This window comes from Myxococcaceae bacterium JPH2 (genome assembly GCA_016458225.1).
GTDB lineage: Bacteria > Myxococcota > Myxococcia > Myxococcales > Myxococcaceae > Citreicoccus.
This window is the reverse complement of record JAEMGR010000005.1, coordinates 537,819-560,028: the sequence shown is the minus strand read 5'-3', so window position 1 is coordinate 560,028 and position 22,210 is coordinate 537,819. Positions and strand designations below refer to the sequence as shown.

The following is a 22,210-nucleotide window of genomic DNA, read 5'->3' as shown; positions in this document are numbered from 1 at the left end:
CGAGGGCCACCCCGTGCTCGAAGAAGCGTGATGGAGCTGCCTTCGGGGCGGGGCCGGGTGTCCGCCTTTGACCAGGCGTGTGCGACCCGAGGGCGAAGCGCCCGACGCTCAGGGGGCTCTGAGCTTGTTTCATCCGGCGTGTTTCAGGGGCCGTGACGCGCGTGCTCGGCGGGCGTCCGAGGAGCCAGCATGGGCCGGAATCGGGCGCGGCCGCGCGCTCGTGACATAATCGCGCGCGCCCCCATGTCCCCCGCTTCTCGTCGTACCTCTCGGTTCACCGTGTTCGCGGAAGCCGCGCTCGCGGTGCTCGTCGTCATGGGGCCCTTGTCCCTGGGTGGCGCGGCTCGCTGGGGACTCGTGCCGCTGGGCGTGGTGGCCGGGTTGGCACTGGGGCTGGCCTCGGTGGGCGCGCGGCGGCAGGGACAGTCCTTCTTGGTGCCCTGGCTCGCGGCGCCGCTGGTGGGCGCCATCGCGCTGTGTCTCGCGCAGTTGGTGCCGTTGCCCACGGCGGTGCTCGAGGTCTTCAGCCCCGAGGCGGCGTCCCTGCGCGAGTTCGCGCTCGTTCCGTTGGGGCTCACGGGGCTTCGGCCGGTGTCGATGGATCCTCCGGCCACGTGGCGGGAGCTGGCGAAGCACCTCGCCTACCTCATGGCGTTCCTCGCGGCCGTGCAGGTGTGTCGCTCGCGCGCTTCGCGGCAACGGTTGCTGTCGGTGGTGGCCTTCACGGGCGCGGGCGTGGCGGCGGTGGGATTCGGTCACGCGCTGTTTGGCGTCAACGCGCTGTTTGGCGTGCTGCCGTGGGTGCACGCGCAGCCGACGCTGGTGACGTTCTTCGCCAATCCCAACCACCTGGCGGGCTTCCTGGGGCTGGCGGCCACGGTGTCCTTGGGGCTGGCGTTGACGGTGGGCGAGCGGGTGCGGGCGCTCCTGTTTGCGCTGGCCGCGCTCGTGTCGGGCGCGGGTGTGCTGCTGTCGCTGTCTCGCGGCGGCATCGTGTTCTTCGTGTTCGGTCAGGTGCTGCTGGCGCTGCTGCTCATCCGGCAGCGGCGCGGCGGTGAGGGCCGACCGATGCCCATGTGGGGGCGCAGCGCGGCGGTGCTGTTCGGGCTCCTGGCCGTGCTGGCGTCGGGCGCCTATCTGGCCGCGGATCGCCTGTGGGCCGAGGCGCGCACGGCGGACAGCGTGGACAAGCTGCGCCACAGCAAGGTGGAGCTGTGGCCGATGATGGTGCGGGCCGCGGAGTCCTTCCCCGTGCTCGGCATGGGGCGCGGCGCGTTCGAGCCCACCTTCCCGCGCTACCAGACGGAGCCCAATCCCAACACGCTCACCCATCCGGAGAACGTCGTGCTCCAGTGGGGCGCGGAGTTCGGTGTCCCGGGGCTCATGCTGCTGGTGTTGGGCGCATGGGCCTTCCTGCGACTGCTGCGGCAGGAGGGGCATGGCGCGGCGGAGCTGGCCGCGCTCGGCGGTGTGGCCGCGTTGGGCTTGCACAACCTCTTCGACTTCAGCCTGGAGTTGCCCGCGTGCGCGGTCGCCGCGTGGGTGGTGCTGGGCACCGTGGCGCGTCCCTCCGAGGACAAGGCTCGCGCGGGTTCGGCGCTGCGCAGCGTGCGGCCTCGGCCCGCGATGGCCTGGGCGGTGGGGCTCGGCGCGCTGTCGCTCGGGGCGGCGTGGCTGGGGCGCCACGACCTGGAGTCGGCGGAGTCCGAGCTGGTGGGGCTCGTGGCTGCGAAGGCCCCACTGGAGCAGGTGCGCGAGCGGGGCCTGGCGCTCATCGACCTGCACCCGTCCGACTACCTGCTGTACCAGGCGGTGGGCGTGGCGTACGCCAATCAGGGCTCCGCGCAGGCGGGATCCGCGCTCGCGTTCGTGAACCGCGCGCTCTACCTGCGGCCCGTGGACGCGCCCTCGCATCGCGTGGCGGCACGGGCGCTGCTCGTCCTGGGGCGCCGCGCGCAAGGCTTCTTGGAGTACCGGTTGGCGCACGAGGCCGGTGACGTGAACGTCCTGCTGGCCGAGGCCCTCCCGCGTGCCCGCACCGTGGACGAGCTGTCGGCGATGACGCCGGACACGACCGAGGATGCGGTGCGGCTCGCCGATGCGTTGCTCAACACGCCCGGAAGACAAGACGCGGCGCGGGACTATCTGGCCTGGGCTCGCGAGCACTTCGAGGGCCGTGTGGGCATGGCGGCGCTCTGGGCGCGCGAGGCCCGTCTCCGGCTCGCGCGCGGAGAGTCCGAGGCCGCCTCCGCCGCATGCGCTGAAGTGGAGCAGCGCGAGCCCGAGGCATTGAGCACGCTGCTGCTGCGAGCGGACGTGCTGCGAGCCCAGGGCAAGGGCGACGAGGCGCTGCAGTCGCTGGAGCGTTTGCTGGCGCGCTTCCCTGGCAACGTGGAGCTGTCCTTCACGCTGGCCGCGCGAGAGCTGGACGCGGGCCTGACTCGCCGCGCTCGCGACACGCTGGACGGTGTCGGCCCCTTCCTCACGGACTTCCAGCAACGTGCGCGGCTGCTGGCCCTGGAGGCGGCGTGCTTCGAGCACGAGGGGCTGCTGTCTCGCGCCGTGGAGCGGCGTCAGTCCGTCGCGCGGCTTCAGCCCAGCCCGGATGCCTACTTCGCCGTGGCGCGATTGCAGGAGGCGCTCCAGCGCTACGACGCGGCGGCGCGCTCAGTGCACGACGGCCTGCGGCTGATGCCCCCGGGCACGCGCAAGGACGCGGAGGCATGGGCGGCGAGGTTGGAGGCCGTCGAGCGGGGACGCGTGGAGGCTCGGCGCAAGGAACTCGTCGAGGACCCGCGCGCGCAGGAGCTGGAGCACTACCTCCGCACCCCCGATGCCGTCGGAGATGGCGCGATGCCGTAGCGCGACGTGGATGTCACCTCACGGCCCGACGCGCGCTTCAATCTCCCAGACGGACAGCGGCGGCGGAGCATGGGGCGCATCGCGCAGGAACGACGCGACGACGGGCCACTCCAGCGTCGCGAAGTCCTGGAAGCGCATCTCCAGCGCCTCTTCGTGTGAGCCCGCACGGAAGAGCACGCGCTCGTTCATCCCGACGCTCTCGTCCACGGCGACGGGGAACCCATACAGCTCGCCGAAGGGTGGCTCCGCGCCCACTTCGCACTCGGGGAAGGCGTCGCGGAACTCGGCCTCGGTGGCGAGCCGGATGTGGCTCGCGCCAATGGCCCGTCCCAGTTGCTCCAGGTCCACCGCGCCCGCGGCGGGGACGACGGCGATCCACAGGCGTCGGTCCGCCTTCACGATGACGGACTTGGCCACGCGCCAACCCGACACGTGCAGGGTCGCGGCGAGTTCCTGCCCGCTGATGGCGCGAGCGTGCGCGTATCGCTCGAAGCGCACCTGGTGGCGTTGCAGATAGTGCTGGATGGATTCTGGAATCATGGCCGGCGGTCGCCTCCCTTTCGGAAGGTGGACATCCGGCCGCGGGATGCCGTCCCCGGAGAGATTCCGTGCGCGCCAGCCCCCGAGGCGGCCAGGGAGGCAGCGCCCTGGCTCAACCGTCGTCGGGCTGGCGGCACACGTCGCTACTGCTGGAAGTCGTAGACGCTGCCGAGCTTCAGGATGCGCGTCAGCTCATCGAGCGCGGTCATCGTCTCGCGCGCGAGCTGCGGGTCCTGCAGGTCGCGGGGGCGCAGCACCTCGCGGTAGTTGCGCCGCACCCAGGCCGCGAGCGAGTCATGCAGGGCCGGCGTGTAGAAGACGTCGGCGGTGATGGCGCCGCGCTCGGCGTCGGTGAGCGAGATGCGCTGACGGAGGCACGCGGGGCCGCCGCCATTGTTCATGGACTGGCGCACGTCCAGGTAGTGCACCGCCGTCACGGGCGAGTCCTCCGCCACCACGCGCTCGAGGAAGCGGCGCGCGGCGGGCGTCTCCCGGCTCTCCACCGGCGCGACGATGGCCATGCTGCCGTCCGGAAGCGTCAGCACCTGCGAGTTGAACGGGTAGGCGCGCACGGCGTCCTGCACGGGCAGCTCGGCGTTCGTGGCGACGATGGCGCGGAAGTCCGAGCCCAGCTTCTCGCGCAGCATCTGGAGCAGGCCGGGATGGTCCACGAAGGCCAGCTCATGCAGCATGAGGAACGCGCCGTTGCCCACCGCGAGCACGTCAGTGTGGAACGCGCCCGCGTCGATGCCGTCGGGGTGCTGCTGGGGGAAGAGCACCTGGCGCATGTCCAGCTGGTGCAGCCGCGCCAGGGCCTGACTGGCCTCCAGCGTCTGGCGCGCGGGGAAGCGCTTGGGCCCCGCCACGTCGTGCCACGCGCCGCGTCCCCACGCGAGCAGGTGCACGGCGGAGTGGCCCGGCGTGGACAGCCGCGTGTGGTTGGCCGCGCCCTCGTCCGCGAAGTGGCTGCCGGGCGGGAGCGGCGGGTGCACCGCGAAGTGGCGCGCGTCGGAGAAGATGGAGCGGAGCACCGCGTGCGTGGTGTCCGCCTCGATGGCCCGGTGGAACATCTGGGACAGGTTCGCGGGCGTCACGTGAAGGCGCCCATCCGCGGTGTCCGAGGACGGCGCGATGGTGGCCGCGTTGGCCGTCCACATGGCGGAGGCGCTGGAGGTCAGCCGCAGCAGGTGCTCGGACTCGCGCGCGGCGCGGGTGATGACCTCCTCATCCGAGCCGGTGAAGCCGAGCGAACGCAGGGTGCGCAGCGACGGGCGCGGCTGGGGCGGAAGCACCGCCTGTCCAACGCCGAGCCCCGCAACGAAGCGCATCTTCTCCAGGCCTTGGAGCGCGGCCTCGCGAGGGTGGCTCGGCTCGCCGCCGTGACTCTGGGACGCCAGGTTGCCGGGCGACAGTCCGGCGAAATTGTGGGTGGGACCGACGAGCCCGTCGAAGTTGTATTCGCGCATGGGATATGGAGACGCCTTGTGGAGCGACCACCCTTAGCAAAGCGCCTCAAGCGTTTCCTCCGCTACGTGCTCATCCGAGGGGTGTTGGTCCTTCTCCAATTCCTCCCCCTGGGGTTGGCCACGTCCCTGGGAGCCACCCTGGGCGCCCTGGGCTTCCACCTGGCCGGCGGGGAGCGGCGCAAGGCCTTGAAGTCGTTGGCGCAGGCCTTCCCGGAGAAGTCCGAGGCGGAGCGCCTGGCCCTGGCGAGGGCCTGTTTCCGCCACCTGGGCGCCGCCGCGCTGGAGGTCTCGTGCGCGCGGACGCTCGACCCGGCGTTGGAGGGGTGGGTGGAGTGGCCCCAGGCCGACCGAGCGGTGCTGGAGGCCGCGTTGGCTCGGGGCAAGGGGGTCGTCTTCGTCTCCGGACATGTGGGGAACTGGGAGCTGTTGGCCCGCCGCGTGGCGCGCTCGGGCTACCCCAGCCAGAGCATCGCGAAGGAGACGTCGGATCCCCGCCTCACGGCACTGGTCGGAGACTTCCGGGCGCGGGGTGGGGTGCGCAGCATCTGGCGCGGCCAGGAGGGCGCGGCCCGAGCGATGCTCCGGGCCCTGCGCTCGGGGGAAATCCTCGGCATCCTCATCGACCAGGACACGAAGGTGCAGTCCGTGTTCGTGCCCTTCTTTGGCGAACTGGCCGCCACGCCGCGCGCCGCCGCGGACCTCGCGCTGCGCACGGGCGCCGCTGTGGTGGTGGGCTTCTGCCAGCGCTCGGGCAAGGGCTACCGCCTGTTCATGGAAGAGGTTCCGGCCCCACCGGCGGAGGACCGAGAGGCGGGGGTGCTCGCGCTCACCGCCGCGCTCAACGCGCGCATCGAGGCCGCCATCCGCCGCGCCCCGGAGCAGTGGGTGTGGATGCACCAGCGCTGGAAGACACGTCCGACCGCGCCAGCGGTGGCGGTGCGGTGATAGGAAGACGGCGTGTCGCGCATCCTCCTCGTCAGCTCGCTGGGCCTCCTCGCGGTCGCGTGCACGCCCCGTCGCGCGCGGGAGGAGTCCGCGGAGCCGCCGCCCACCGTGACGTTGCACGGCGCGCGGCTGCGCTCCTTCGAGGGCGAGACGCTGGTGGTGTCCGGCCGGGCGGAGCAGGTGACCTATCAGCGGACGAGCGGTGACGTGCTGGGCACCACCGTCCTCGTGCACCTGCCGCGCGCACCGGGGGCGAGCGACTCACCGTTCGCCTCGGCCAGCGGGGTGGACATCCACGCCCCCCAGATGGAAGGCAGCCTGGCGTCCAAGCAGTGGACCGGGCTGGGCGGCGTGGTGGTTCGCACCGAGGAGGGCATGGTCGCGAACACGCCGCGGTTGACGTACGACGCCACTGCCCGGAATGCGCATGGAAACGAGGGATTGACGGTGAAGGGTCCGGACTACCGGCTGAGCGCGGAGCGCTTCGCGTTGTCGCTCCCTGACGAGTCGTACACCTTCGAGGGCTCGGTGCGGACCGTGCTGGGAGCGCAGCGTGATTGACTTCCTCGTGATGGCCTTCTTCCTCGCCCCGCCGTCGCCCGTGGTGGCCGCGACGGGGACGACCCCCTCGGCGAGCCAGGCCCCGGTGACCACGCCGGCCTCGGGCAAGGTCCCGGCCGCCGCGCCTCCGTCGTCTCCCGCGCCCGCGAGCGGCGCGCTGGGGGCCACGAACTATCGCGACCCGGTGCAGATCTCCGCACAGCTCGTCACGGGGGACCGCAAGCAGTCCATCCTCACGGGCGACGTGCAGGTGAAGCACCGGACGTTGGATCTGCGGTGCGACAAGATGATCGCCTACTACACCCAGCCGCAGGAGGTGACGCGGGTGGTGTGCACCGGCAACGTGCGCGCGGTGGACGGCGACCGCACGGCCCGAGGCGACCGCGCCGACTACGACGTGCCCACCGGCGTGCTCGTCGTGACGGGCTCCCCCGAGGCGCGCCAGGGCACCACCTACGTGACGGGCACCAAGGTGCGCCTGACGCTGGGCAGCGAGCGGCTGGAAGTGGAGAACGCCCGCATCCTCGTGGAGTCCCAGGCCGGCGCCCCGCTGGGAGGCCGCAAGCGCGGGAGCCCCCCTCCCACGGCGGGCACGCCACCCCAGGGAGGCGGCTCGAAGTGAGCGCGAAGCTGTCCGCGGAGGGGCTGCAGAAGACCTACCGGCGACGCAAGGTCGTCCAGGGCGTCTCCTTCAACGTCGCCCCGGGCGAGGTGGTGGGCCTCTTGGGCCCCAACGGCGCCGGGAAGACGACGAGCTTCAACATGGTGGTGGGCCTGGTGTCCCCCGACGCCGGCCGCGTCCACGTGGGAGACGAGGACCTCACGCACCTGCCCATGCACCGCCGTGCGCGGCGCGGGCTGGGCTATCTGCCGCAGGAAGCCTCGGTCTTCCGCAAGCTCACCGTCCGCCAGAACTTCCTGGCCGTCCTGGAGCTGCAGAAGGGCCTGGACGCGCGCGCTCGGTCCCGGCACGCGGACACCTTGCTCCAGGAGTTCGGACTGGGCCACGTCGCCGAGTCTCTCGGGGAGACCCTGTCCGGAGGCGAGCGCCGCCGCGCCGAGATTGCTCGCAGCCTCATCCCCGAGCCCCGCTTCATCCTCTTCGACGAGCCCTTCGCCGGCGTGGACCCCATCAACGTGGGCGACCTCCAGCGTCAGATTCAGCTCCTGCGCGAGCGCGGCCTGGGCATCCTCATCACCGACCACAACGTCCAGGACACCCTGGGCATCTGTGATCGGGCGTACATCATCGCACAGGGGCAAATCCTGGAAGAGGGCACGCCGGCGCAGATCGCCGCGTCCTCCCGCGCCCGCGCCGTCTATCTGGGCGAGCGGTTCCAACTCCAGGCGCTCTGAAGCACGCTCCGGACAACAACACAAGGCCGCTGCGAGGTGGGTTGGCCTCGCTTTTGCGTCGTGGGCTGAACAGCCCGGGCGCACTCTGAGTGCTTCCAACTATTTGAATTTATTGTGGAATTGAAGATATGCAAGCAGGGGGCCATGGAGGTCGCCACTAGACGAAGTCAGGGGGCCTTGTTACGTTGGCACGGTCCTTGATGGGCCGTTCCCATCGAGCGACACAGGAAGGCTCGGGGAGACGCCTCACATGGCGATGGAACTCAAACAAAGCCTGAAGCTTGCCCAACAGCTGGTGATGACGCCCCAGCTGCAGCAAGCCATCAAGCTCCTCCAGTTGTCGCGCATGGAGCTGCTCGAGCAGGTGCGTGAGGAGATTGAGCAGAACCCGTTGCTGGAGCAGCCCGAAGAGGGAGTGCTGGGCGAGGTAGGGGACAAGGAGCCGGGCGAGGCCTCGCTGGAGGCAGACAACGCCGAAGTGCCGCGGGATGTGGACCTGCCGTCGGCGACGCCGGAGACGGCGCAGGAGTTCAAGGCGGACGGGGAGGGTCCTCCGGAGATTGACTGGGAGGCGTACCTCAACAGCTATCAGTTCAACGAGCCCACCACCGCCTCCAACAAGGGGAACGTGGCCACGGACGACCTTCCGTCGTTCGAGGCCAACATGGTCAAGAAGGAGGACCTCGTTGACCATCTCCAGGAGCAACTGGGCACGCTCCGGCTCAACGAGGCCGAGCGCCGCGTGGCCATGTTGATTCTGGGCAACCTCGACGACGACGGCTACCTCAAGCTGCCGGACGTGGAAGGGGACGCGCTCATCCGGCTGGCGAACGAGGCGGACGTGCCCATGCACGTGGCCGAGCGCACGCTGCGGCGCATCCAGGTGCTGGAGCCGCGCGGCTGCGGCGCTCGGGACCTCCAGGAGTGTCTGCTCATCCAGCTGCAGGGCATGAAGGAGCCGAGCGCGTCGCTGCTCGGGCTCATCATCAAGCGGCACATGAAGTACCTGGAGAGCAAGAACCTGCCGGCCATCGCCAAGGACCTGAAGGTGACCTTGGAAGAGGTGGTGTCGGCGGTGAAGCTGCTGCCCAAGCTGGACCCCAAGCCAGGGCGCAACTTCAGCGGCGATGACGCGCAGTACATCACCCCGGATGTCTTCGTTTACAAAATGGGCGAGGACTACACGGTGGTGCTCAACGATGACGGCTTGTCCAAGCTGCGCATCTCCGGCACGTATCGGAACGCGCTCAAGTCAGGCGCGGTGGGCCCCGGGCAGACCAAGGACTTCATCCAGGACAAGCTGCGCAGCGCGATGTGGCTTATCCGCTCCATCCACCAGCGCCAGCGGACCATCTACAAGGTCACCGAGAGCATCGTGAAGTTCCAGCGCGACTTCCTGGACAAGGGCATCGCGCACTTGAAGCCGCTCATCCTGCGCGACGTGGCCGAGGACATCGGGATGCACGAGTCCACGGTGAGCCGCGTGACGACGAGCAAGTACGTGCACACGCCGCAGGGCATCTTCGAGCTGAAGTACTTCTTCAACTCGTCCATCTCCCGCGTGTCCGGCGAGGACACCGCGAGCGAAGCGGTGAAGCACCACATCAAGCAGCTCGTGTCGCAAGAGGACGCGCGCAACCCGTACTCGGACCAGAAGATTGTCGAGCTCCTGCGCTCTCAGGGCACGGAGATCGCACGGCGCACGGTGGCCAAGTACCGCGAGGTCCTGGGCATCCTGCCGAGCAGCAAGCGCAAGCGTTACTACTGAGGGATGACCGCCGAGCGTGTCTGAGGCACGCTCGGCGGCATGACCTCGATTCCCCCTGATTCGGAGCGCTCTCACCGGGAGCCCGTGCCGCTCATCGTCCCGCCCGTCACCCTGGAAGGGCGGGACGTGCGCCTTGCTCCCCTGGCCCTGGAGCACGCGCCCGCGCTCGCGGCCCTCTGTGAGGAGGAGGTCTTCGCGCAGTTCTCGCGCGTCTTGCGCACGCGCGCGGACGTGGAGGCGTTCATCACCAGCGCTCTGTCGGCCGCCAAGCAAGGCACCGAGCAGGCGTTCGTCATCCTGGAGAAGGCCACCGGCGAGCCGCTGGGCTCCACGCGCTACCTGGACATCCAGCGCGACAACCGGACGCTCGAGATTGGCTCCACGTGGCTGGGCCGCCGGTCCTGGCGCACGCGGGTGAACACCGAGTGCAAGTACCTGCTGCTGCGCCACGCCTTCGAGCAGCTCCAGGTGATGCGCGTGCAGCTCAAGACGGACCGCTACAACGCCCGCTCGCGCGCGGCCATCGAGCGCATGGGCGCGAAGTTCGAGGGCATCCTGCGCAACCACATGCTCGTGCGCGGCGGCGTGGTTCGTGACAGCGCGTATTATGGCGTCATCGACACGGACTGGCCCGAGGTGAAGGCTCGCCTGGAGGGTTTCCTTCAGCGGTGATGGTAGGGTCCGCCGCCATGTCTCAGACCTTTGTTTCCTCCCGCCTGTCGCGCGGACTGGCCTCGCTCGCTGCGGTGGGCCTGCTCGCCAGTTGTGGCCGCACCGCCTCCGAGCCCGTCTCGTTGGCGGGCCTCTCGGACCGGACCCTCACGTTCGCGCTGGCGGATGTGGATGACGCGGAGACGCCGGACGCGCTCGGCGCGCACCGCTTCACGGTGGCCTTCTCCCTGGCGGAGGGTGACGCGTGCACGAAGCTGGCGGAGGGCGTGACGGCCACCTTCAACGGGCAGCCCATGCACCTGGAGGGGGGCGGCGCGCCGGACGTGGATGGCCGCGGCGATGCGTGCGAGGCCACGCGGGCGTGGTTCGATTTTGATCCCGCCGCGTGGACCACCGAGCCCACCGAGGATGCGCGCATCCTGCTCCAGGATGACACCGCCACCCTCTCGCTCATCATCGAGGACGCGAAGGTGAAGCGCCTGTTCGCGTTCCAGGGGCCGGGCACGGTGGACCGGCTGCGTCGCGGTCAGACGTACAGCTTCGTCTGGCAGCCCGAGTCGGAGGTGCCAGGCCCCATCACCGCCACACTGCTGCGCGAGGGCGGCAGCGCGGCCGCCACGCTCGCGGTGACTCAGGAGGGTGGCAAGGTCAGCTTCACCTTGCCCGCGGGCACGCCGCTGGCCAATCACGTGCTGACGCTCAGCGCAACCGTCCCGGGGAAGGTGCTGGACTGTCAGGGTGTGACATCGTGCTCGGGCGCCGTCTTCCACTCACAGGACTTCTCGGTCTCCGTGGTGCCCTGAGCAGGCGGCCTCTCCTGCCCTCGGGAGCGATGCCAGCGACCCGAGGTGTCGGGAGGATGACTGGGGTCGGGCGAGCGGTGCGTCCGGGAAGTTCCAACCTGGGGGGGCGGGTTGCTTTCGCAAGGCGCTCCGTCTCTGATTTGTCACGGAGCTTACCTCTCACCCTAGGAGGCAGCCGCGCATGCAGCTCAACATCACCTTCCGTCAGTTCGGAGCGTCGGATTCTCTCAAAGAGTACGCCCGCGAGAAGGTCGAACGGGTGAACCGATTGCTGGACAGGGCGGGTGACGCCCACGTGGTTCTCTCCCTGGAGCGTCACCTCCATCACGCGGACATCACCATCCACTCGGGCGCGTGGGTCCTGCGGGGGCGTGACAAGAGCGATGACATGTACGCGTCCATCGACCTGGCGATGGACAAGATTGAACGGCAGCTGCGCCGCTACCGAGACAAGCTCAAGAGCCACCACGGCCGTGAGCGTGTGCACCACCGTCAGGAATTGGTGAACCAGCTCAAGGTGCGGCACTCGGTCTTCGAGATGCCCGAGACCCCGGAGAGCGCCGAGGCCGCGCCCGCGGCGACTCCCTCCGTGGCGAGCGCCCCCGCGGCGTCCCCGGCCGCCTCCGCGACGAAGGTGGTCCGCGCCACCCATCTCACCGTCAAGGCGCTGCGCGTGGACGAGGCCGTGATGCAGATGGACCTCATGGACAACGACTTCTACGTCTTCCAGAACGTGGAAGCGGGCAATGCCATGTGCATCATCTACCGTCGCAAGGATGGCCAGTACGGCATCATCGAGCCCCACGCGCCCGGCGCCTGAGCGTCTGCCTGTCTGGCTTCCGCCCTCGACCCAGCCACGAGGGCGGATGCTTCCGCCCTCGACCCGCCGAGAGGGCCGACGCGGCCGCCCCGGAACCTCACCTCCGGGGTGGCAGCGGGTCGCGCGGATCCCTCCCTTGCGTGCCGCGCAGTGAGCGAAGCGGCCCGGGAGGCCCAGGCGACTCTTGCGCGAATCCGGGGTGAGGAGTAATTGCCCGCCCAGGAGCGCCAGCCGCGGGAGCGCCAGTTGAGAATCGCCGAGTTCCTCAGCCCTCAAGCCGTCATCGCGGACATGCAATCTCGGACGAAGCCCGAGGTCTTGCGCGAGTTGAGCGCCACGCTGGTGCGCGCGCACCCGGAACTCAACGAGGACAAGCTGGTCGAGGTGCTGCGCGAGCGCGAGAAGCTGGGCAGCACCGGCATCGGCGAGGGCGTGGCGATTCCTCACGGCAAGCTCTCGGGGATGTCGCAGCTCCAGGCCGCCTTCGGTGTGTCCCGCGCCGGGGTGGACTTCGACTCCATCGACAGCCGGCCCACGCACCTCTTCTTCGCCCTGGTGGCCCCCGAGAACAGCGCGGGCGTGCACCTCAAGGCGCTGGCGCGCATCTCCCGGCTCTTCAAGAACCCGCGCTTCCGCGCCTCCATCCTCGAGGCGCCCTCGGCCGCGGACATCCACGCCCTCATCATCCAGGAAGACGCACGGCCCTGAGGCCGTCCGGGGGGACGAACGAATGGATGTCGTCCTTCGGCCCATCAACGACCGGTTCCTCCAGGAGTTGGTGCTGCCGTTCCTCACCCGTGCGATGGGCGACGCGGCTGGCGCGCTCGAGTCGCTCGGCGTTCACCTGGGAGATGCGCAGGCCCGAGTCCTCTGCGAGCGACTGGTGGCCACGTCGGTGCCCGGGGGCGTGAACTCGGTGGACACCGACGCCTGGATGGACCTGGTGGACAGGCTCGTCTTCATGCCCTGGCGAGAGGACCCGGCCGGCTGGGACGTGGGCGGGATGCACGAGGGCTACGCCGATGATTGGGACGAGGCCCTCCACGTCGCGCTGATGGTGGAGGACCCCGCCTATCCCTACTGGGAGGCACGTGAGGCGCGCGCGGTGCGGGATGCCTTCCGCCTGCGACCCCGCGGCGACGTGGGCCTGGCCTCGCTGCTCGCCGGACAGTGGGAGCCCTTCCCCGAGTTTCCGCCCGATCGCGTCTTCGCGACCCAGGGCCGCGGCGAGTATCAGCCTCGCGAGCGCTTCGCCTTCGCGGACTGGGCCTGGCGCCCGGCGCGCGCGGTGGCGCACTGGCAGGTGAACCTGCCGCGCAAGCTGGAGCGACTGCTGTCCCGCGAGCAGGAGCGCATGCGCCTGAGCTCGTTACCAGAGCGCGACGAGGTCCTCGCGTACTGGCTGGGCAAGGTGCCGCAGCCGCCGCCGCTCACCGTGGCCTTCTCGGGGCTGGGGCCTCGGGCCGCCTCGTGGATCCGCGAGCTGGGCGCGCTCACCGCGCATGTGCGCTCCGCCGCGCAGACGCGACAAGGGCTTGCCTCGCTCGTGACGCGCGGCACCACCGTCCGCCTGTGAGGGCGGGCGCAATCGGTGTCAGGATTCGGCCGTAGGTTCGCGGCGAACCCGTTGTCCTCAGTGCGCCCTTATGACTGCTCTTCGTCGCGTCCTGTCCGCCGTGATGCTGCTCGTGGTCCCTTGCGTCATGGCGGCCTGTGCCGGGCCCTTGAGGTCGAGTCCGCCGGTGCGCAGCGCGGCCCCCTTCCACGTGGGGACCCAGTCCGCCGTGTACCGCGACGAGGCCCGGCAGCGCTCGCTGCGCACCGTGTTCTGGTACCCCGCCTCGGAGCGGACGGAGATGACGCTCCAGCCCGCCGCCGACATCTTCAGCCCCTTCCTCTCGGCCCCGGGCGCGCCCATCGCGGACGCCCGCGAGCGCTATCCCGTGGTGCTGATGTCCCATGGCAGCGGGGGCAGCTCCCTCAACCAGTCGTGGCTGGCCACGCACCTGGCCGCCCATGGCTTCATCGTCATCGCCGTGAACCATGCGGGCAACATGGCGGGGGACAACAGCCCGGAGGGCTACGCGCGGGCCTGGGAGCGGCCCAAGGACTTCACCTTCGTGTTGGATGCGGTGCTGAAGGACCCGGCCTGGGGACCGCGCATCGATCCGGAGCGCATTGGCGCGGCGGGCCATTCCATGGGCGGCTACACGGCGCTGGCGCTCGCGGGCGCGACGCTCAACCTGGAGCCCATCGCTCAGTTCTGCACCGCGCCAGCGACCCGGGAGTCCGCGGGCTGCGAGATGCTGCGCGACGTGGACTACAGCAAGATTGATCGGGCCGTGTCCCGCGCCTCGTACCGGGACCCGCGCGTGAAGTCGGCCTTCGCGATGGCCCCCGGGATGGCGGGCACCTATGCCTCACGGGACGTGGCGGGCATCTCCGTCCCCGTCGCCTTGATGCTCGCGCGCGGGGATGAGCTGATGCCCCATGAGGCGTGCGGGATGCGCCTGGCCGGGCAGCTGCCTGCCTCGACGCGCGTGTGGGTGGTCAACGAGGCCGGCCACTACTCCTTCCTGCCGGAGTGCACGGCGGTGGGCCTTCGGGCGACGCCCGAGCTGTGCCGGGACGCCGTGGCGGGCGCGCGCGCGGACATCCACACGCGCGCGCAAGACGCGGCGCTCGAGTTCTTCACCCAGACGCTGGGCGTTCGCTAGGCCTTGGCGGGAGTGTCCGTCCGAGGCGGGCTCTCCAGGAGGAGGGTGACGGGGCCGTCGTTGACGAGCGCCACCTTCATGTCCGCCGCGAAGATGCCGGTGCCCACCGTGAGGCCGCGCTGGCGCAGCAGCTCGCACGCGCGCTCGTAGAGGGCCTTGGCGGCCGTGGGCTCCTCCGCGTCGATGAAGCTGGGGCGCCGTCCCTTCCGCGCGTCCCCGTAGAGGGTGAACTGGCTCACGACGATGAGCTGCCGCGAGGTGTCCTCCAGCGAGAGGTTCATCTTCCCGGCGGCGTCCTCGAAGATGCGCAGCGTGGCGAGCTTCTCCACCATCCACGCGACCTCCGCCTGGGTGTCCCCCTTGCCCACGCCCAAGAGCACGAGCAGCCCCGGGCCCATCTCGCTCACCCGCTGGCCCTCCACCGTCACGGACGCCTCCAGCACCCGCTGAACCACGGCCTTCATGCGCGCGTCACCTCCGTGGCACCTTCCTGCCAGGGCGGTGCGGATGCGGCAAGCGCGGCGCTCCCAGTGGGCGACCTCGTGGGGTGCGCGACACCCGTGCATGTCAGAGTCAGCGGGCACGCTGTCTCCGTGCAGTCTTGGACTCTCAGAACGCGACGACCCAGCGGGGAGCCTGTTGGCCAGGGAGCGCAATGCGGTCCAGGCCACATGAAGGTCACAAGCTTTCAACCTGGCGGAAGAGCGAGCGCCCAGACATGGACGGCGAATGAGACCCTCCCTTGCCGCCCCTTTCGGGACCTCCCCATAATGGCCGGCGACCTTCCCGGAGCGAGTGTGCGGTTTTTTCGAGCCAGATTCTTCATGGCGGCGGCGGCCATTGTCTTGGGATTGCCCCTCATCGCGCGAGCCGCCCCCGCTCCCGCCGACAAGCGCGCCGAGCGTGAGGCGCTGAAGAACGCGCTGCTCCAGGTGCTCCAACGCTCGCCGCTGAAGATGAGCCGCGTGGGCATGCACATGCAGAGCCTGGATGACGGCTCCGTCGTGTTCACCCACAACGCGGACGAGCTGCTCAACCCCGCGTCCAACGTGAAGCTCGTCACCTCCGCCGCGGCGCTGTCCACGCTGGGGCCCGAGTACCGCTTCGACACCGAGTTCCTGGTGGAGCCGGAGCTGCCCGCCGACGGCAAGGTGAAGACGCTCTTCGTGCGCGGCAAGGGCGACCCCACCATGACGACCGAGCGCCTCTGGGGCGTCACGGGCGAGCTGTGGCACGCCGGCATCCGCGAGGTGCAGGACATCGTCGTGGACGACTCCTGGTTCGACGCCGAGCGCACGCCGCCGGGCTATGACCAGGAGGACTCGGATCGCGCGTACATGGCGCCCACCGGGGCGGTGAGCCTCAACTGGAACGCGGCGGCCATCTACCTGCGCGCGGGCTCGGGGCCCGGTGCGCGGGGCGTGGTGGAGATGGAGCCGCCGAGCGACTACTTCGTCATCGAGAGCAACGTCGTCACGGGCAGCGGCCGGGCGCGCCGCGTCTCCGTCACGTCGGACCCCTCGGGGGACAAGCAGAAGATTGTCGTGCGCGGGCAGATCGCGGACGAGCGCGGCAGCGTGAGCGTCTGGAAGAAGATCGACAACCCGCCCATGTACTTTGGCTACACCTTCAAGCAACTGCTCGTCTCACGGGGCATGAAGGTGAAGGGCAAGGTGAAGCTGGGCGCAACGCCTCCGCGCGCGCGCATGGTGCACGTGGCCCAGTCGGACACGTTCGACATCGTCCTCAAGCGGCTCAACAAGCTCTCCAGCAACTTCATCGCGGAGACGCTCCTCAAGACGATGGGCGCGGAGGCGCGGGGCGCGCCGGGCTCGTTCGCCAAGGGCATCGACGTGGTGGAGGAGTTCCTGGACCGCGACGTGGGCATCCCGCGCGGCACCTACGTGATGAAGAACGGCAGCGGCCTCAACGACGCGAACCGGTTCTCCGCCACGCAGCTCGACCGCATCCTCCGGCACATGTACTCGCGCTTCCCGGTGTCGCCCGAGTACCTGTCCTCGCTCGGCATCGCGGGCAAGGACGGCACGCTCAAGTACCGCTTCGAGGGCACCGACGCCGTGGGCCGCCTGCGCGCGAAGACGGGCACGCTGGAGAACGTCTCGGCCCTCAGCGGCTTCGTCCAGTCGGCAGGCGGGGAGAAGTTCACGTTCTCCATCATGGTGAATGACTACCCCGGTCGCTCGGGTCCGGTGGTGGCGGGCCTGGATGCGCTGGGCGCGGCGGTGGCCGCCACGGGCTCCTCGCTGGGCCCGTCCACGGCGGTGGCGGCGCTGGGGGACGGGAGTCGCTCGGGCGCGGTGTCGGAGATGGCCACGCGCATCAAGACGTACCTGGAGCTGGCCCGTCAGCGAGACCCGCGCAACCTCGGCTTCCTGCGCACGGCGTGGCGCAGCGAGAAGGACCCGGCGGTCCGCGCGGTCCTGGCCGATGGCCTCTACCAGTCCAACCCGCATGACTACCTGGGCGCGCGCACGCTGCTCGACAGCTACTCGCCGGGTGACGACGTCTACGGCCGGCTGCGCCAGGTGGCGCGCGTGCTCTCCGTGGAGGTCCCGGGCGTCGGCAGCGTGGTGGAGCTGGCCGCGAGCGGGAACGCCGAGGCGATGTCCCGCGTGGTGGAGCTGTCCGCCGCCGCGGGCGCGGACGCGGAGGCGCAGCGCGACATGGCGGAGTCCCTGGGCGAGCTGGCGCGCACCTCGCCCGAGGCGCTCGTCTTGGCGCTCCGGACCGCGAGCCCCGCGGACCGGGACGCGTCCACGGGGGTGCTGGCGCGCGGCATCGTCCGCACGGGCGACGCGGAACATCCCTTCTGGAAGGCGTTGCGCCGGTTGGGGGGCTCGCCGGACGCGCCGCTCGCCGCCTTCTGCAAGGGACTGGATGCGACGCTGGCGCCCAAGGTGGCCGAGGCCCGGGCCCTGCCGCGAGAGCCCGTGCAGGTCGTGGCCCCGAGCGGCAACGCCGGCACGCGCGCGGGACCGGATCGCGACCTGCCCACCGCCGAGACCCGCCCGGGAGGGTAGTCCACCCCCCACCGAGGGCTTCCGCCCCGTCCGTCCCCCGGTGGGGCGGGCGGGCGAGTCTGCGCTCTGACACCGGCCGGAATCTGGCCCCGCGGGTGTCAGTGGGAGATGCTAAGGCGGAAGCAAACCTGCCAGGGAGTGCACCCTGGAGGTAGTCACTGCCCCGAGGTGGGGCTGTGCTCGGGAGGAACCATGGCTGGAGGCGTGAACAAGGTCATTCTCATCGGCAACCTGGGGGCAGACCCCGAGGTCCGTTTCACTCCCGGGGGGCAGGCGGTGGCGAACTTCCGCATCGCCACCAGCGAGAGCTGGAACGACAAGAATGGCCAGAAGCAGGAGCGCACCGAGTGGCACCGCATCGTCGTCTGGGGAAAGCTCGCGGAGCTGTGCGGCGAGTACCTGAAGAAGGGACGGCAGTGCTACGTCGAGGGCCGTCTGCAGACGCGTGAGTGGACGGACAAGGAGAACCGGAAGAACTACACCACGGAGGTGGTCGCCACGTCGGTGACGTTCCTCGGTGGCCGCGACGCCGGCGATGGCATGGGCGGCGGCGGTGGTGGACGTCGCTCCGGCCCTCCGCAGCGCGGCGGTGGCATGGACGACGGCTTCGGTCAGGCGCCCCCCATGGACGATGGCGGGATGGGCGGTGGCCCCCCGGGCGGTGGCGGCGGGGACGACGACATCCCGTTCTAGTGCCCCGGGCGACAGGCCCTGAAACGCGAACCGGCCGCTCCCTGGGAAGGGGGCGGCCGGTTTTGCGTTCCGGGAGCGAGGGCGCGAGGCCCTCGCCAGGAAGGCGAAGGCTCGCGTCAGTCGACCGTCGGGGGGAACTGCGCGCCCGCGGTGTAGAGCGCGTAGATGACGCCCCAGCTCATCGCCAGGAGCACCAGGAAGATGAGGATGGAGACGGGCTCGAAGCGGCGCATGGAGCGCTCGCTGGCGAGGATGCCCCAGCCCATGCAAAACGTCTGGATGCCGTTGGCCAGGTGGTACGAGGTGCCCAGCGTGCCCAGGAGGTAGACGATGAGCGTGGGCATGTGGTGGTGCATCTCGCTGGCGATGTCGGCGAACTGCTCGGCGCCACCCTCCATCAGCCGCGGGTGGAGGAAGGCCAGCCAGATGTGGGCGCCCAGGAACGCGAGCACGCCCAGGCCCGCGATGCGCTGCACCAGGTACTTGAGGTTGCCGTAGTTGTTGTACCGGTTGTTGTTGGGCTTGAAGCTGAAGATGCGAACCAGGCCCCAGCCGGTGTGCAGGAGCAGGGGCAGCATGACGATGAGGAACGTGAAGGCCTGCGCGAACGGGTTCGCGTAGCTCGTCACGGAGGCCTGCCACGCCTCGGCGCCGCTGAAGGCGGACAGGTTGTTCCACAGGTGGTTGATGACCCAGAAGCTCAGGGGCATCACCGCGAGGAACGAGCCCAGGCGGGACTTGAGGAGGGGCGTCCGGGCGGGGACGGAGTCGGCTGTGGCGGCTTGGGTGCTCATCGAATCTCCAGCGGACGGCTGATCGCGGGATGCGGACCGCGGGGCCGAGTCAAGGCGACGTGACGCTCTGGGGCCGGTTTATAGCCGGTCCCGTCCCCCCGCTGGATTTCTTCCGCACCCCCGGAGCGCCCCGTCTGGCAGCCGGGACACAGGGAGTCATAAGTCCCGGCGATGCTTCCCCTCGGTCCGGCTGCTACCCGCCGGCCGAGCGCCGCCGGGGACGCCGTCTTCCGTTGGCGGGCGGCGAGGGGTGAGGCACCCTTAAAGATTTCCCCATGCCCGATGAGCTTGTCAGTGGACTGTTGAAGAAGGCGGACCTGCGCGTGGTGCTGGCCACCACGGGAGACCTGTCGCGGCAGGCCCGTGCCACCCACCAGAGCGCCCAGGCCTCCGCCGCGCTCCTGTCCCAGGGCCTCACCGCCGTCGCGTTGATGGCGTCGCTCCAGAAGGACGCGCAGGCGCGCATCAACCTCCAGTTGGAGTGCGACGGTCCGGTGCGCGGCCTCTTCGCGGACGGAGACGGCCAGGGAGTGCTGCGCGGTTACGTGAAGAACACCTACGTCGAATACGTGGGCACCGAGGGCCAGTATCACTGGCGTCCCGTGCTCGGGAACAAGGGGTTCCTGTCCGTCCTCAAGGACCAGGGCGGCGGCGAGTACTACCGCTCCTCCGTCGAGCTGGAGCGCTTCGACCTGGTCGAGGACCTGGAGCGCTACTTCCACCAGTCCGATCAGGTGGCCTCGCGTCTGCTCATGGCCCAGGTGCCATCGCAGGTGGACGGCGCGGTGGATCCGCTCGGCACCGTGGTGGGCCTGCTCGTCCAGCCGCTGCCGAGCGGGGACCTGGCGGCCTTCCAGGAGCACGGCGAGCGCCTGCGCCAGGAGTTCCTCCCCGTGGTCCAGGCCCATGCGGGCGAGAGCGCGTCTGTTCTCTTGCACGCGCTGTTTCCAGAAATGAACCTGGAGGTGATGTCTCGCTATCCCTTGCGCTTCACCTGCTCGTGCAGTGCTGAACGTGTGAAGCGTGCGCTGCTCGCCATGGGCCGTGAGGAATTGCAGGACTTGTTGGACAAGGAGGGGCAGGCGGAAGCGACCTGCCAATTCTGCACGACGCGATATGTCATTTCAGGAGATGAAATTCGCAGCATGCTGGCGAGCGGCGCGGTTTGACATGTATGGCCTTGCCCGGTACAGGCGCGCGCCATGAGTTACTTCACGCACCTGCTCGAGGGCGGCTATGAGGCCGTCCATCTCCTGACGGATTCCAAGACGGGCCTGCGCGCCATCGTGGGCATGCACAACACGAAGCTGGGCCCGGGCCTGGGCGGCACGCGCGCCCTGGCCACGTACGCCAGCGAGGATGACGCGGTCATCGACGCGCTCCGCCTGGCGCGCGGCATGACCTACAAGGCCGCGCTGGCGGGCCTGCCGCACGGTGGCGGCAAGGCCGTCATCATGCTGCCCAAGGGCCCGTTCGACCGGGTGAAGCTGTTCGAGTCGTTTGGCCGCGCGGTGGAGTCGCTCGGCGGGCGCTACATCACCACGGAGGACAGCGGCACCAGCCCGGACGACATGGAGTACGTGCGCCGGCAGACGAAGTACGTGGTGGGCCTGAAGGAGCAGAGCGGGGACCCGTCGCCGGTGACGGCGTTCGGCGTGACGCGCGCCATGGAGGCCACGGCCAAGCACGTCTTCGGGCGCCCGGACCTCAAGGGCCTGCGCGTGACGGTGCTGGGCGTGGGCCACGTGGGCATGCCGCTGGTGAAGGAGCTGCACGAGCGCGGCGCGAAGGTGTGGGTCAGCGACGTCAACGCGGCGAGCGTCGAGCACGCCGTGAAGCAGTACGGCGCGACTGCCGTCACCCCGGACGAGCTGCTGCGGATGGAGGCGGATGTCTACGCGCCGTGCGCGCTGGGCGGCGCCATCAACGACACCACCCTGCCGCTGCTGAAGGTGAAGGCGGTGTGTGGCGCGGCGAACAACCAGCTCTTGACGCCTCGCCATGGAGAGCAGCTGGCGCAGCGCGGCATCACGTATGTGCCGGACTACGCGGCCAACGCGGGCGGCCTCATCAACGTGGCGCAGGAGTGGGCCGGGTACGACCGCGCCAAGGCCTACGCCCGCGCCGAGCGCATCTTCGACACGATTGACGAGGTGCTGACGCGCGCGAAGTCGTCCGGTCTGCGGCCCGAGCAGGTGGCGGATCGCATCGTGGAAGAGAAGCTGGCGGCCTGAGCTGTCGCGTGACGGCCTCCGCTCGGGTACGCCGAGTGGAGGCTTGCGACACGCGGGATGTGGCCAGGGCGCGAGGCTCGGGGTATGACGGGGCCGCACCTCATCCGGAGCTCACGCCGTGGCTACCAAGCGGGCAGCGCCTGGGTCGAAGGCCCAGGGCAAGCGCAAGCCCTCCCCGAAATCCGCATCGAAGTCTCGTCGCCCCGCTGCCTCGCGCAAGCAGGCGCAGAAGCTGGTCTCCATCCCAGGAGACCTCGTCCTGGCGCCGCAAGCCGAGGCACCGCGACTGCCCACCGGGCGCGACCACTCCCGCAAGAAGTCCACGGGGGTGCAGGAGCTGTCCTGGGCCGAGTTTGATCGCTCCGTGCAGAAGCTTGCCCGCGCCATCCGCCAGACCTACGAGCCGCAGGCCGTGGTGGGCGTGGTGCATGGCGGTGTCTTCGTGGGCGGCGCGCTGTCGTCCGCGTTGGGCTGTGAGTTCTTCCCCGTGCGCATCAGTCGGCGCAGCCGCGACAAGGGCAACGCGGGGCCGGACAAGGCGGCCAGCAAGGCGCGCGTGAGTGGCGAGATGCCGCGCGAGCTGAAGGGCCGCCGCGTGCTCATCGTCGACGACGTGGCGTCCAGCGGTGACACGCTGGAGCTGGGCACCGCGCTCGCGCTCAAGGTGGGCGCGAAGGCGGTGAAGACCGCGTGCCTCGTGGCGCGTCCCGAGGGCTTCGCTCCCGAGTTCTGCGCGGTCTCCACCGATGCGCTGATTGTCTTCCCCTGGGACTACGAACCCGTGACGGGTGACGGACGTTTCGAGGAGGATCCGGACAAGGCCGGCGCCTGAATCGCCGCGCGCGGGTCCTCCTGGGGCCCGCGCAGGGCGGGACGAAGCGAGCGCACCCCGTGCTCTCGACGTGGGCTCAGGGCCGCGCACCCGGACTGTGCAAGGC

General features: G+C 70.0%; 21 protein-coding genes. 17 read left to right on the top strand and 4 right to left on the bottom strand.

Going from position 1 to position 22,210, the window contains the following annotated elements:
* Positions 1–243: 243 nt before the first annotated feature.
* Positions 244–2,862 carry an O-antigen ligase family protein gene (locus JGU66_11230; protein ID MBJ6761338.1) on the top strand — a complete coding sequence of 873 codons (2,619 nt, stop codon included), beginning with the start codon at positions 244–246 and terminating at the stop codon, positions 2,860–2,862.
* Between the two features lie 18 nt (positions 2,863–2,880).
* Here JGU66_11230 and JGU66_11225 read toward each other — a convergent pair whose 3' ends face one another.
* A complete protein-coding gene (locus JGU66_11225; GenBank protein ID MBJ6761337.1) occupies positions 2,881–3,402 on the bottom strand; it encodes a YbaK/EbsC family protein in 522 nt (173 codons plus the stop codon).
* 143 nt (positions 3,403–3,545) lie between these two features.
* Positions 3,546–4,868, bottom strand: coding sequence for an N-succinylarginine dihydrolase (gene astB, locus JGU66_11220; protein MBJ6761336.1), 1,323 nt, complete (start codon positions 4,866–4,868; stop codon positions 3,546–3,548).
* Between the two features lie 18 nt (positions 4,869–4,886).
* On the opposite strand from astB, the gene JGU66_11215 reads away from it, so the two are divergent.
* The 11 genes from JGU66_11215 to JGU66_11165 all read left to right on the top strand — a co-directional run bounded on the left by JGU66_11215 (position 4,887) and on the right by JGU66_11165 (position 14,510).
* Positions 4,887–5,813, top strand: coding sequence for a lysophospholipid acyltransferase family protein (locus tag JGU66_11215; protein MBJ6761335.1), 927 nt, complete (start codon positions 4,887–4,889; stop codon positions 5,811–5,813).
* Positions 5,814–5,825: 12 nt separating this feature from the next.
* The gene (locus JGU66_11210) at positions 5,826–6,374 is read left to right on the top strand and encodes a hypothetical protein (protein MBJ6761334.1); all 549 of its coding nucleotides are present in this window, start codon (positions 5,826–5,828) and stop codon (positions 6,372–6,374) included.
* Entirely contained in the window at positions 6,367–6,996 is a 630-nt protein-coding gene (locus JGU66_11205) for a hypothetical protein (GenBank protein MBJ6761333.1), read from the top strand. Before JGU66_11210 ends, JGU66_11205 begins: the two co-directional genes overlap by 8 nt.
* A complete protein-coding gene (gene lptB, locus JGU66_11200; GenBank protein MBJ6761332.1) occupies positions 6,993–7,730 on the top strand; it encodes an LPS export ABC transporter ATP-binding protein in 738 nt (245 codons plus the stop codon). The genes JGU66_11205 and lptB overlap by 4 nt, the downstream gene beginning before the upstream one ends.
* Before the next feature lie 250 nt (positions 7,731–7,980).
* Entirely contained in the window at positions 7,981–9,498 is a 1,518-nt protein-coding gene (rpoN, locus tag JGU66_11195) for an RNA polymerase factor sigma-54 (GenBank protein MBJ6761331.1), read from the top strand.
* 39 nt (positions 9,499–9,537) lie between these two features.
* Positions 9,538–10,170 carry a GNAT family N-acetyltransferase gene (locus tag JGU66_11190; GenBank protein MBJ6761330.1) on the top strand — a complete coding sequence of 211 codons (633 nt, stop codon included), beginning with the start codon at positions 9,538–9,540 and terminating at the stop codon, positions 10,168–10,170.
* 17 nt (positions 10,171–10,187) lie between these two features.
* Positions 10,188–10,973: a hypothetical protein gene (locus JGU66_11185; protein ID MBJ6761329.1), complete on the top strand. Its 786-nt coding sequence runs from the start codon at positions 10,188–10,190 to the stop codon at positions 10,971–10,973.
* 181 nt (positions 10,974–11,154) lie between these two features.
* Positions 11,155–11,793, top strand: a complete 639-nt coding sequence (gene raiA, locus JGU66_11180) for a ribosome-associated translation inhibitor RaiA (protein MBJ6761328.1) — start codon at positions 11,155–11,157, stop codon at positions 11,791–11,793.
* 246 nt (positions 11,794–12,039) lie between these two features.
* A complete protein-coding gene (locus tag JGU66_11175; GenBank protein MBJ6761327.1) occupies positions 12,040–12,501 on the top strand; it encodes a PTS sugar transporter subunit IIA in 462 nt (153 codons plus the stop codon).
* A 22-nt stretch (positions 12,502–12,523) separates the two neighbouring features.
* Positions 12,524–13,369: a hypothetical protein gene (locus JGU66_11170; GenBank protein ID MBJ6761326.1), complete on the top strand. Its 846-nt coding sequence runs from the start codon at positions 12,524–12,526 to the stop codon at positions 13,367–13,369.
* 70 nt (positions 13,370–13,439) lie between these two features.
* Positions 13,440–14,510 (top strand): alpha/beta fold hydrolase, encoded by a 1,071-nt coding sequence (locus JGU66_11165; GenBank protein ID MBJ6761325.1) that lies wholly within the window; start codon positions 13,440–13,442, stop codon positions 14,508–14,510.
* Here the strand turns inward: JGU66_11165 and JGU66_11160 are convergent.
* The gene (locus JGU66_11160) at positions 14,507–14,974 is read right to left on the bottom strand and encodes a D-tyrosyl-tRNA(Tyr) deacylase (GenBank protein ID MBJ6761324.1); all 468 of its coding nucleotides are present in this window, start codon (positions 14,972–14,974) and stop codon (positions 14,507–14,509) included. The two genes, JGU66_11165 and JGU66_11160, sit on opposite strands and share 4 nt — an antisense overlap.
* A 360-nt stretch (positions 14,975–15,334) precedes the next feature.
* Between JGU66_11160 and dacB the strand changes: the two genes are divergently transcribed.
* On the top strand, positions 15,335–17,551 hold the full coding sequence (dacB, locus tag JGU66_11155; protein ID MBJ6761323.1) for a D-alanyl-D-alanine carboxypeptidase/D-alanyl-D-alanine-endopeptidase: 2,217 nt from the start codon (positions 15,335–15,337) through the stop codon (positions 17,549–17,551).
* A gap of 192 nt (positions 17,552–17,743) precedes the next feature.
* Positions 17,744–18,244, top strand: a complete 501-nt coding sequence (locus JGU66_11150) for a single-stranded DNA-binding protein (protein ID MBJ6761322.1) — start codon at positions 17,744–17,746, stop codon at positions 18,242–18,244.
* A 116-nt stretch (positions 18,245–18,360) separates the two neighbouring features.
* Here the strand turns inward: JGU66_11150 and JGU66_11145 are convergent, their stop codons facing one another.
* Complete coding sequence (locus tag JGU66_11145; protein ID MBJ6761321.1) at positions 18,361–19,038, bottom strand: succinate dehydrogenase; 678 nt, start codon at positions 19,036–19,038, stop codon at positions 18,361–18,363.
* A 275-nt stretch (positions 19,039–19,313) separates the two neighbouring features.
* Between JGU66_11145 and JGU66_11140 the strand changes: the two genes are divergently transcribed.
* The 3 genes from JGU66_11140 to JGU66_11130 all read left to right on the top strand — a co-directional run bounded on the left by JGU66_11140 (position 19,314) and on the right by JGU66_11130 (position 22,104).
* On the top strand, positions 19,314–20,207 hold the full coding sequence (locus JGU66_11140) for an Hsp33 family molecular chaperone HslO (protein ID MBJ6761320.1): 894 nt from the start codon (positions 19,314–19,316) through the stop codon (positions 20,205–20,207).
* Between the two features lie 33 nt (positions 20,208–20,240).
* Entirely contained in the window at positions 20,241–21,272 is a 1,032-nt protein-coding gene (locus JGU66_11135) for a Glu/Leu/Phe/Val dehydrogenase (protein MBJ6761319.1), read from the top strand.
* Positions 21,273–21,390: 118 nt separating this feature from the next.
* Complete coding sequence (locus JGU66_11130) at positions 21,391–22,104, top strand: phosphoribosyltransferase domain-containing protein (GenBank protein ID MBJ6761318.1); 714 nt, start codon at positions 21,391–21,393, stop codon at positions 22,102–22,104.
* The last annotated feature ends 106 nt before the right edge of the window (positions 22,105–22,210 follow it).